The sequence below is a fragment of the Motilimonas sp. E26 genome (assembly GCF_021278025.1).
GTDB lineage: Bacteria > Pseudomonadota > Gammaproteobacteria > Enterobacterales > CBDFNC01 > Motilimonas.
In genome coordinates this window covers 1-10205 of the sequence record NZ_JAIBHJ010000049.1, presented here as the reverse complement: position 1 = coordinate 10205, position 10205 = coordinate 1, and the positions used below count along the sequence as shown (strand labels likewise).

Here is a 10205-nt window from a genome sequence, read left to right as displayed (position 1 = left end):
CTTTTTAACCACCTGATGTTGCGTTGCGCCTTGCGCTGTGCCGTCTCAGTGGTTGCGCATTATAGGGAGATTCGATTTCGGTGCAAGGCTTTTTCGGTAAAACCTTAACTTTTAGATCCGTTTGCTTAAATAATGTGCTCAACGTTTGTTTTTTGTGCTCTTCCCCGACATTTTCAACACAATATTCAGACTATTGTTAAAAAATTGGAAACAGCTTCAAGCTTATGCTTCATTTAATTGCTAAATTACATAAGGCACTTAACCGTTCTCGCTTTCTTTTTTTGAGCGTTAACTGCCTCAAGCACAATTTGAAACATCTAATTACAATTATATTTTATTATCAGGGGTTCAATTAAACATGAAATCGTCCAACACACTGGGTTTGTCTGTGTTGTTTTCTCTTGCATTAGCAGGCGTAGGTTTTGTTATTGCCTACTTTTTACAACTCGACTCTGCATTAACGCTCGCAATTGGTATAGCTATTGGTGGCCTAGCAGTTACCTTTTTACCAAAAAAAGTCGCTTCAACCGAAGATAGCTTTACCACTAAAACACTTTACGTTGGCAATTTGCCTTATCGCGCAAACGAAGCATCCGTCCGTCAATTATTTTCTGAACATGGCCGAGTCGTATCAGTAAGGCTAATGAAAGATAAGCAAACCGGCAAACGTCGCGGTTTTGGTTTTGTCGAAATGCCAGATAGCGATGCAGATGCCGCAATCGATGCGCTAAATGAAAAAGAGTTTCAGCAGCGCACCCTTAAGGTACGCGAAGCAAATGAACGTACTAGCCGTGACAACGAAAATGAGTCTGGCGAATAGCTCTATCTATATTATACCGTAAATAACTGTAACGAACTAAAGCCCAATTTCTTTAAAGTGGGGTTTAGTTCGTTAGTTTCTTGATTTAGTAAACTGCAATATATATTCAACTCAGCATTACTCGCTGTAATGTTAATCAATGAAGTCACTCGTTTGGCTATTGCCACGCCAGAATCAACCAACTCAACATCGTCCCCTAGCACTCGCTTTAGTTCTTCTTCGAGTAGTGGAAAATGCGTACAACCCAACACCACTCGATCGGGTTTAACTTCCGCTAGTAGCCAAGGGGCTAAAATTGCCGCAAGTGAATCTAAGTCAACAGGCTTCATGCGTAACTTTTGTTCTGCTAGCTTGACCAACTCACTTGAACCGATCCGTAATACGGTTTTATCTGCAGCAAAATTGCGAACTAAAGTGTCAGTATAAGAACGAGCAACGGTACCGGGCGTAGCCAATAAACCTATGCAGTTATTCTTTGTCGTCATCGCCGCAGGCTTGATAGCAGGAACAACGCCAACCACCGGAATAGACAAAATTTGTCGCAACGGTTCGAGCACCAAGGTGCTAGCAGTATTACATGCAATGACCACCAATTCAGAGCCAAACTCATTGACCGCTTTAGTCAAAAGAGAACAAACCCGCTCTATCAGTACTTGGTCATCTAACTCGCCGTACGGAAAATACTGATTATCGAATAAGTAGGTCATAGAAACAGTCGGCAATTGCTTTTGCAGTTCAGCAAATATCGATAAGCCACCCACACCTGAATCAAAAATTAAAATACTCACTGATATAAACCACTCACTAGAATTAAGCTAATTGTCACTGTTTTTGCTATTAACCTGCAAGCCCCGAACTAAATTAGTCACGGCTTTACTGGACAAACATGACACGCTCGTTAGAATTTGCCTTTTTCTACGCTGCACTATTGAGGTCGCTATGTCTTGTCCATTTATCCAACCTGAACTTTACCAACAGCAGCTGGAATCAAAAGCATCCCAACTTACAGCGCAGTTTGCTTCGTTTAATCCGCCATCATTAGAGGTGTTTGACTCTCCAGCACAACACTATCGAAGTCGCTGTGAGTTTCGGGTATGGCATGAAGGCGATGACCTTTATTACATAATGTTTGACCAAGCGACCAAAGCTAAAATCCGTGTTGATCAATTTGGTCCAGGAAGTGAGCTGATTAATCGGTTGATGCCAGAGTTAATAGCACTGATAAAAGGCAGCACCGTACTGCGTTACAAGCTATTTCAAATTGATTTTCTGTCAACCCTAAGCGGTGAAGTACTCGTCAGCTTGCTATACCACAAGCAACTTGATGACGAATGGCAAACGCAAGCAAAACAACTCAAACAACGCCTGAACGAAAGCTACCAGCTCAATATAATCGGTCGAGCACGCAAACAGAAAGTCTGCCTAGATAAAGAGTATGTGATTGAAAAGCTCACGGTGCATCAACGAACTCTAACCTATAAACAAGTAGAAAATAGCTTTACCCAACCTAATGCAAAAGTAGCTGAAAAAATGTTGGAATGGGCAGTGGAGTGTACTCGTGGCAATGAAGGGGATCTACTCGAACTTTACTGTGGTAATGGTAATTTCTCCCTTGCTTTAGCAGAAAACTTCAATCGTGTACTTGCAACTGAAATAGCTAAGCCTTCGGTAGAGTCGGCGCAATTTAATATTGCAGCCAACAATATTGATAACGTCACTATTATTCGTATGTCAGCAGAAGAATTTACCCAAGCGATGCAAGGTGAACGTGAGTTTTCTCGATTAAAGGGGATCGATTTAGCCAGTTACCAATGTAATACCATCTTCGTAGATCCGCCACGCTCAGGCCTCGACGACGAAACAGTAAAAATGGTACAAGGGTATGACAACATTCTTTATATTAGCTGCAACCCTGATACCTTAGCAGATAACCTTAAAGTGCTTAGCCAAACACATAAAATCACACGTTTTGCGCTATTTGACCAATTTCCCTATACCCACCACATGGAATCAGGTGTTTATTTACAGCGCATCTAGTCATAGCGAAGCCAGCCGCCATCACCGCGGCTGGCATATGAAAGCCCATTTATAAGCGCTTACTGTATACTTCTTCATCCACATCTTGAACGTCTACCGACACACTCCCAGTAAACTCAACCGACTCTGTAAGCGTCCGGCATAGCAACTGGCTGAGTTGATACTTTTCCCTAGATGTTCGTCCTTTGAGTAACGACACTGTCAAATGAATAAATTGGCCATTATCTAAATCGCCGACACGATAATAAGGGAAGGGATGTGCACGGCTTTTAATGGCACTCGCGGTAAAATAACCACAGTCCTTAGCCGCATTATGTACTGCATTCAATACTGTAGGGATATTATGGGAAGATTCTAGATCTTGTGAATACTCCATCACTAAGTGTGGCATATTAGCCTCCTAATTTTCAGCAAGTTAGCTCATGTACTATTTTGAGTGTATCTCAGAATAGCTAACTAACAAGATGAAAAAAGGTGATTCAATTACCAAGATTTGCTTTGTTTGAGTTGCAAAAAAACTAATAACTAAAATAAGAAATTAAGCCCTATTATTTGTCAACCAACAACGAAAAGCGCAAAGGTTTTCACTAGCTAAGTCATTACAACAAATCAAAAATGATAACAATATGACTAAACAACAGCGGCTTGATAAGAGCCCAGTACTTTAACTTGGTAAGAAAGGTTAATTTGAGCGATCGCCGCGGCAATATTATCTTGCTCACAATGACCTTCAATATCGATAAAGAAATGATACTTACCCAATTGCGACTTAGTTGGGCGTGACATAATGGAAGTCATATTGATACGGCGGTCAGATAATGCAGTAACAATGCTGCCTAACACACCCGGTTTATCATGATCATCTCTTACAACTAACGTCGTTTTATAGGCCAGTGCGGGATCAATTTTTTGCGGTTGCTTGCCTAACACTAAAAAACGCGTTTGATTATGTGCGAAGTCGGTTACGTTATCGATTTTAAAGCAGTCTTTGTTCCACTCTTTTAGCACATGATGTGGAATAACCGCAGCGGCTGGCTCAGTAGCGCCTTCCAAAGCATTAAGAGATTCCATATTACTTTGCGTATTGTGGATCGCAATGCCCTGTAAACTTTCAATAAACTCAGAGCACTGACCATGAGCAACAAATTGAACGTATAAGGAACGTACTTCAGCGAGACTTTGACAGTTAGTTACTAAAGCAAACTTAATAGGTAACAGTATTTCATCACGAATAAACAGATCCGTTGCCATCAAGCCATCAAGAACAACTTGAACATAACCTTCAGACAAGTTCTCAATAGGTAGTACTCCCCAATCAGCTTCATTGCCAATGGCATTAAATGCAGTTTTTAACGTCGGAAAATAAGCGACTTTGCTACTTAGTCCCTGCGCTAGCAAGTAACGCTGAGTTGCCATATCGGAAAAGGTATCTTTTGGGCCTAGGGTCGCAACTACACTCATGCAAAATCTCGCTTTAAAATACTGAGCAGGGAATTTACATTATCTTGACTGAAGCGTCACCTACTCTAGTGTCATCGGGTGATTTACGGCAATAAAAAAGCCTGAATAAATCAGGCTTTTGCTATTAGATGTAAGCTTAAACTTAAATATCCATTACATCTTTTAACTTTTTCAACGCATTGTTTTCTAGCTGGCGAATACGCTCAGCCGATACTTGATATAAATTTGCAAGTTCTTGTAATGTGGCTTTATCTTCGGTTAACCAGCGAGATTGTAAAATATGCTGACTACGGTCATCCAATTGCGACATCGCCGCTGTTAATTTGGCTGAGGCATGGCTTTCATAATCATCATGCTCAAATTGTGCCGCTAGATTAGAAGACTTATCTTCGAGATAATGCATTGGCGCAAAATTATCATCATCGTCATCATTACCTAAATCAAAAGCTTGATCCTGAGCGCTAAGACGCGACTCCATCTCCATCACTTCTTTTTCTGAAACACCTAAAGATTCAGCTACATTACGTACTTCTTCCTGGTTAAACCAGCCAATACGCTTCTTCGACTTACGTAAATTGAAGAAAAGTTTTCGCTGGGCTTTGGTCGTTGCCACTTTTACTACACGCCAATTGCGTAACACATATTCGTGTATTTCAGCTTTAATCCAATGCACTGCAAAAGAAACCAAGCGTACACCCACAGTAGGATCAAAACGCTTCACTGCTTTCATTAAGCCAATATTACCTTCTTGAATTAAATCAGCTTGAGGCAAACCATAACCTGAGTAGCTTTTTGCAATATGTACCACAAAACGTAGGTGAGACATAACGAGCTTACGTGCAGACTCTAAATTACCTTCATAGAATAATTCTTCCGCATAACGCTTCTCTTCTTCAGCACTCAGAACAGAAAATTGATTAACTGACTGAACATAACCTTCAATGCTTCCTTGAGGAACCAATGCCATTGAATAATCTGTACTCATTAGTAACCTTTCTTTTATGAATATGGATAACACTTGCTAAAGCCTATAAGCCAGCTAAAACGTAGCAAGTTGACAGAATATAGGGAATCGTCAAAGAATATGCAAGTTTCCAACCTTTGGTGTGGGCGACAAGCTTGCTTTTAAGTGGGAAGGGTACGATCTTGGAGCAGAATTGGATCGTAAACCGAGTGAAAGGATAAGGCTTTCGACCATTAAATGTTGGCTTCTAATGACTAAAACTTTATCGGTTGTTAATTGCACTTGTGCCGTTAGTTGCTTAAGCAAAGATTTTCCTACGCCTTGCTCCCTGTAGCCGGAGCGAACATATAAACAACGAATATCAAGTTCATTTAGGCCATCAAGTCGATACAAAGTACAGCCTATTGCATCACCATTGCTGCGCGCAATTAGCAATTGGTAATCACCAAGTAAAAAGTCATCAAGCACTGACTGAGAATTGCTTGCTTCTGAATCTAGCTCATTCAATAACAATTGCGCAACAGGAGAAAAGAGAGAAGCATCTTCAAATGAAAGCGATAACGACATGATTATTCCCTATGATGAAGTGTAAAGCACCTTAAGGGTAACCGATAAAAAAAGGTGATACAAGTCACAAAATAATTTCAACCGAAATTAATAACATAATACTCAGGTAAAAAGATAGCACCAGCTAAGATGCTAAATCACGATAGAAGTCGATTTAACAAATTATGGCTCAATCAGATGAATGTGGCGCTTCACGGTTACAAAGGAAGAAATAAGTCCAAGCAAGGATGCAAGACCAACCATAAATAAAAACTCGCTAAAAGATAAACCTAACAACCTAAAGTCACTTTGATACAATCCAGCGACTTTAATTACCGCAGATTCCATCCACAAAACCAGCGAACTCGTTAACACCCAAGCGATCAACCCGCCAATCAAACCATACCAAAGGCCAGTGTATAAAAAAGGGCGATGGATAAAGGAGTCAGTGGCACCAACCAGTTTCATGACCTCTATCTCACTGCGGCGATTAAGTATATTAAGGCGGATAGTATTACCAACAATGAGGAGAACAGAGGCAAGTAATAAGAAGGCGATAGCAACAACTGAATCTACCGCAAGGTTAATAATACTATGTAAACGCTCAAGCCATTCTATATCTAGTTTTCCTTGCTCAACTTCTTTTTCCTGCTGGAGCTTAGCGAGCAACAATTTTGCCCCTGCCGGTGAGGCATGTTGTGGCTTGGGTGTGACCTGGACCACAGCTGGGAGCGGGTTGGAATCAAGATAATCGAGTGCATTACCAAAGCCAGACATTTCTCTAAACTCAGCCACAGCCTGCTCTTTAGATATATAAGTCACGGCATCAACTTCATCATATAAACTGATCCGTTGAATAAAGTTTTGCGTGGTTTTATCAGATAAACCTGGCTGCAAAAACAAGCTCACTTCAGCCGCATTATCCCAGCTTGCAGTCACTCGCTCTGCATTTTTAAGAAGTAGATGAAAACTTGCTGGCAATGCCAAACTTATTCCCAAAACGGCCATCGTCATCAATGATGCCATTGGCGTACGCCACAACTCACCCAAGCTGCCTATGGCTTGTTGAAAGTGATTCACCCAATACATCAAAAATCGTTTGTGTAATGGTACCTTAGCAATACGAGGAGAAGGATTTAAAATATTACGCATGACCTTCCCCCAGCAAACCATCACTACTCATTTTACCGTTTTTAAGGGTTAAAGTTCGGTAGCGCATTTTAGCTATAAGGCCCAAATCATGAGTCGCAATCAACACAGAAACACCAACGCTATTAAACGCTTCAAATAGTTTTAATATCTCAGTTGATAGCTTTGGATCTAAGTTACCTGTTGGCTCGTCAGCTAATAACAATGGCGGCTTGTTCACTACCGCCCTTGCGATACCGACGCGTTGCTGCTCACCACCAGAAAGGTGAACAGGAATACAAAAAGCTTTATCGGAGAGCCCTACTTTGTCTAATGCAGCCATCACGCGACGCTCTATTTCATTACGGCCATACCCTTCAATAACTAATGGAAGTGCTACGTTTTCAAATACCGTTTTATCCATTAACAAGCGATGATCTTGAAAAATAATGCCTATATGGCGACGCAAGTAAGGGACATGACGACGAGAGACCCGACTAATGTCATTACCATTAAGGAAAATCTTACCATCTGAAGGGCGCTCTAATAGACTAATAAGTTTGAGCAAGGTACTTTTCCCAGCACCGGAATGCCCCGTTAAAAAAGCCATTTCACCTTGCTTTAAGTGAAAATCAACCTTCTGGAGCGCTTGGTGACTACCGGAATATACTTTACTAACTTGCTCAAATTTTATCATGTCGGTTTTCTATCCTTAGCTATCAGTGATGATCCAAGTCGCGCCATCAATCCTTTTGTTCACGGCTAAATAATGCTTCTATAAACTCTTCAGCATCAAATTGGCGCAGATCATCAATTCCTTCCCCTACACCTATATAGCGAATAGGAATTCCGAATTTATCTGCTACGGCAAAAATAATCCCACCTTTTGCAGTACCATCTAGTTTCGTTAGAGTAATACCCGTCACACCAACAGCATCATTGAATAATTGTGCTTGGCTGATAGCGTTCTGGCCGGTGCCAGCGTCAATCGTCAACATAATTTCATGTGGTGCAGTTTCGTCTTTTTTCTTCATCACGCGAACAACTTTTTTCAGCTCTTCCATTAGGTGATTTTTGTTTTGTAGACGACCTGCTGTGTCAGCTATCAGCACATCAATATTACGGGCTTTTGCAGCCTCTAAAGCATCAAATAAGACCGAAGCACTATCAGCCCCGGTATGTTGGGCGATTACAGGTATGTCATTACGCTCACCCCAAACTTGTAATTGCTCTACAGCAGCTGCGCGGAATGTATCACCAGCTGCAAGCATGACTGATTTACCTTCACGCTGGTATTGCTTCGCAAGTTTACCGATAGTCGTTGTTTTACCTACACCATTAACTCCGACCATTAAGATCACATAAGGCGATTTTTCTTTATCAATTTCAAGAGGTTTATTTACCTTAAGCAACATATCAGACATATCTTGCTTAAGTAAATCATATAAAGCTTCAGCATCTTTAAGTTGTTTACGGCTAGCATGGGAAGTTAGCTTCTTGATGATGCCCGTCGTCGTTTCAACCCCAAGATCTGCAACCAACAACTGCTCTTCTAATTCGTCAAAAAGATCATCATCTATCTTTTTACCGCTGAATAGACCAAAAAAACCACTACCAATATTTTGTTTAGTGCGACTTAAGCTATTTTTCAAACGAGAGAAAAAACTAGGCTTTTTCTCCTTTTTATTCTCTTTACTTGGCTCTGCGGCTAAACGTGCTTCTTCAGCCGCTTGTGCTTCCGCCGCTAAACGCTCCTCTTCAGCAGCCTGTGCTTCCGCCACTAAACGCGCTTCTTCAGCCGCTTGTGCTTCCGCCGCTAAACGTGCTTCTTCAGCAGCCTGTGCTTCCGCCGCTAAACGCTCCTCTTCAGCAGCCTGTGCTTCCGCCACTAAACGCGCTTCTTCAGCCGCTTGTGCTTCCGCCGCTAAACGTGCTTCTTCAGCCGCTTGTGCTTCCGCCGCTAAACGTGCTTCTTCAGCCGCTTGTGCTTCCGCTGCTAAACGCGCTTCTTCAGCCGCTTGTGCTTCCGCCGCTAAACGCGCTTCTTCTGCAGCCTGTGCTTGCGCCGCTAAACGCGCTTCTTCAGCCGCTTGTGCTTCCGCCGCTAAACGCGCTTCTTCAGCCGCTTGTGCTTGCGCCGCTAAACGTGCTTCTTCTGCAGCCTGTGCTTCCGCCGCTAAACGCGCTTCTTCTGCAGCCTGTGCTTCCGCCGCTAAACGTGCTTCTTCGGCAGCCTGTGCTTCCGCCGCTAAACGTGCTTCTTCTGCAGCCTGTACTTCCGCCGCTAAACGCGCTTCTTCAGCCGCTTGTGCTTTAGCATCTGATTCGTCGGGTGTAGTAGAGGAGGAATCTACTACTTCTGGCTCTTGCTCAGCCTCTTTTTTGCCAAATCCTAACCAGGAAAATAAACCTTTTTTCTTCGCCATTTGTGTAAAACCTTACCCGATATGAGAATGCCTGTTAAAATACAGACCATTATATTGCGTGTATTTTAACACCTAATGGCCGGACTAAAAATTACAATGGGCACAAATCAAAGGCTTAGATCGAAACAAAAAGCAATAAATCCTACGAAAGACGGGCAAATTCGGATTATTGCCGGGCAATGGCGCGGCCGCAAGTTTCCGGTTAAAGATTTGGAAGGTCTCAGACCCACAACAGATCGCGTAAAAGAGACGGTTTTTAACTGGCTCGCAATGGACGTTCGTGATGCAAATTGTTTAGATTGCTTCAGTGGTAGTGGCAGTTTAGCCTTCGAAGCTTTATCTCGTTACGCGTCAGCGGCAATACTTATTGAAAAAGACAAGCTTGCAGCAAAGCAATTAGCAAATAATTTAGCTGCAGTAAAAGCCAGTAATGGCAAAGTGGTGTGTACAGACAGCATCACGCACCTTAGTAAACCAGCTAGCCAGCAATTCGACATTGTATTTGTCGACCCACCGTTCAGAAAAGGCTTACTCGAACCTTGCTGCGAACAATTAGAATCTAATAACTGGCTAAGTACAAATGCGCTGATCTACATTGAGCGCGAAAAAGAGTTAACCAATCCGAGACTACCTACAAACTGGCAACTTATTAAAGACAAAGTTGCTGGTCAGGTGATCTATCAGGTTTATCAACGCCAAGCTTAATATGTGATAGCAAGGTAGATAATGAACCACTTTCAAGTGGTTTTTTGTTTGATGTGAGTTTTTTCTTCAAACGTAAAAAAGCCCGACTCTTTCGAATCGGGCTTTCTACTGCTCACTA

The 10205-nt window shown here is 42.1% G+C and carries 11 protein-coding genes; 3 read left to right on the top strand and 8 right to left on the bottom strand.

Translation table 11 applies throughout. From position 1 onward, the window contains the following. Positions 1-358: 358 nt before the first annotated feature. The gene (locus K1M91_RS20750; protein ID WP_232804174.1) at positions 359-820 is read left to right on the top strand and encodes an RNA-binding protein; all 462 of its coding nucleotides are present in this window, start codon (positions 359-361) and stop codon (positions 818-820) included. 11 nt (positions 821-831) lie between these two features. On the opposite strand, the gene murI is transcribed toward K1M91_RS20750, so the two are convergent. Continuing rightward, positions 832-1608 carry a glutamate racemase gene (gene murI / locus K1M91_RS20745; protein ID WP_232804173.1) on the bottom strand — a complete coding sequence of 259 codons (777 nt, stop codon included), beginning with the start codon at positions 1606-1608 and terminating at the stop codon, positions 832-834. Positions 1609-1759: 151 nt separating this feature from the next. Here murI and trmA point away from each other — a divergent pair, with 151 nt between their 5' ends. Beyond that, the gene (gene trmA, locus K1M91_RS20740; RefSeq protein ID WP_232804172.1) at positions 1760-2857 is read left to right on the top strand and encodes a tRNA (uridine(54)-C5)-methyltransferase TrmA; all 1098 of its coding nucleotides are present in this window, start codon (positions 1760-1762) and stop codon (positions 2855-2857) included. Positions 2858-2906: 49 nt separating this feature from the next. On the opposite strand, the gene K1M91_RS20735 is transcribed toward trmA, so the two are convergent. The 7 genes from K1M91_RS20735 to ftsY form a co-directional block, all read right to left on the bottom strand. Continuing rightward, positions 2907-3248: a 5-carboxymethyl-2-hydroxymuconate Delta-isomerase gene (locus tag K1M91_RS20735; RefSeq protein WP_232804171.1), complete on the bottom strand. Its 342-nt coding sequence runs from the start codon at positions 3246-3248 to the stop codon at positions 2907-2909. Between the two features lie 239 nt (positions 3249-3487). Then, positions 3488-4318: a prephenate dehydratase domain-containing protein gene (locus K1M91_RS20730; RefSeq protein ID WP_232804170.1), complete on the bottom strand. Its 831-nt coding sequence runs from the start codon at positions 4316-4318 to the stop codon at positions 3488-3490. A 142-nt stretch (positions 4319-4460) separates the two neighbouring features. Beyond that, on the bottom strand, positions 4461-5303 hold the full coding sequence (gene rpoH / locus K1M91_RS20725; RefSeq protein ID WP_232804169.1) for an RNA polymerase sigma factor RpoH: 843 nt from the start codon (positions 5301-5303) through the stop codon (positions 4461-4463). Between the two features lie 90 nt (positions 5304-5393). Next, positions 5394-5849 carry a GNAT family N-acetyltransferase gene (locus K1M91_RS20720; protein WP_232804168.1) on the bottom strand — a complete coding sequence of 152 codons (456 nt, stop codon included), beginning with the start codon at positions 5847-5849 and terminating at the stop codon, positions 5394-5396. 162 nt (positions 5850-6011) lie between these two features. Continuing rightward, entirely contained in the window at positions 6012-6980 is a 969-nt protein-coding gene (gene ftsX / locus K1M91_RS20715) for a permease-like cell division protein FtsX (RefSeq protein ID WP_232804167.1), read from the bottom strand. Further along, positions 6973-7653, bottom strand: coding sequence for a cell division ATP-binding protein FtsE (ftsE, locus tag K1M91_RS20710; protein ID WP_232804166.1), 681 nt, complete (start codon positions 7651-7653; stop codon positions 6973-6975). The genes ftsX and ftsE overlap by 8 nt, the downstream gene beginning before the upstream one ends. 46 nt (positions 7654-7699) lie before the next feature. Next, positions 7700-9382, bottom strand: coding sequence for a signal recognition particle-docking protein FtsY (ftsY, locus tag K1M91_RS20705; RefSeq protein ID WP_232804165.1), 1683 nt, complete (start codon positions 9380-9382; stop codon positions 7700-7702). A gap of 96 nt (positions 9383-9478) precedes the next feature. On the opposite strand from ftsY, the gene rsmD reads away from it, so the two are divergent. Beyond that, complete coding sequence (gene rsmD, locus K1M91_RS20700) at positions 9479-10087, top strand: 16S rRNA (guanine(966)-N(2))-methyltransferase RsmD (RefSeq protein WP_232804164.1); 609 nt, start codon at positions 9479-9481, stop codon at positions 10085-10087. Positions 10088-10205: the final 118 nt, after the last annotated feature.

What these genes read in the sequence shown, in the direction of transcription:
- trmA (WP_232804172.1), top strand. Translation starts at nt 1,760, where the DNA reads ATGTCTTGTCCATTTATCCAACCTGAACTTTACCAACAGCAGCTGGAA.
- K1M91_RS20730 (WP_232804170.1), bottom strand. Translation starts at nt 4,318, where the DNA reads ATGAGTGTAGTTGCGACCCTAGGCCCAAAAGATACCTTTTCCGATATG.
- K1M91_RS20735 (WP_232804171.1), bottom strand. Translation starts at nt 3,248, where the DNA reads ATGCCACACTTAGTGATGGAGTATTCACAAGATCTAGAATCTTCCCAT.
- K1M91_RS20720 (WP_232804168.1), bottom strand. Translation starts at nt 5,849, where the DNA reads ATGTCGTTATCGCTTTCATTTGAAGATGCTTCTCTCTTTTCTCCTGTT.
- ftsX (WP_232804167.1), bottom strand. Translation starts at nt 6,980, where the DNA reads ATGCGTAATATTTTAAATCCTTCTCCTCGTATTGCTAAGGTACCATTA.
- K1M91_RS20750 (WP_232804174.1), top strand. Translation starts at nt 359, where the DNA reads ATGAAATCGTCCAACACACTGGGTTTGTCTGTGTTGTTTTCTCTTGCA.
- rpoH (WP_232804169.1), bottom strand. Translation starts at nt 5,303, where the DNA reads ATGAGTACAGATTATTCAATGGCATTGGTTCCTCAAGGAAGCATTGAA.
- ftsY (WP_232804165.1), bottom strand. Translation starts at nt 9,382, where the DNA reads ATGGCGAAGAAAAAAGGTTTATTTTCCTGGTTAGGATTTGGCAAAAAA.
- ftsE (WP_232804166.1), bottom strand. Translation starts at nt 7,653, where the DNA reads ATGATAAAATTTGAGCAAGTTAGTAAAGTATATTCCGGTAGTCACCAA.
- rsmD (WP_232804164.1), top strand. Translation starts at nt 9,479, where the DNA reads ATGGGCACAAATCAAAGGCTTAGATCGAAACAAAAAGCAATAAATCCT.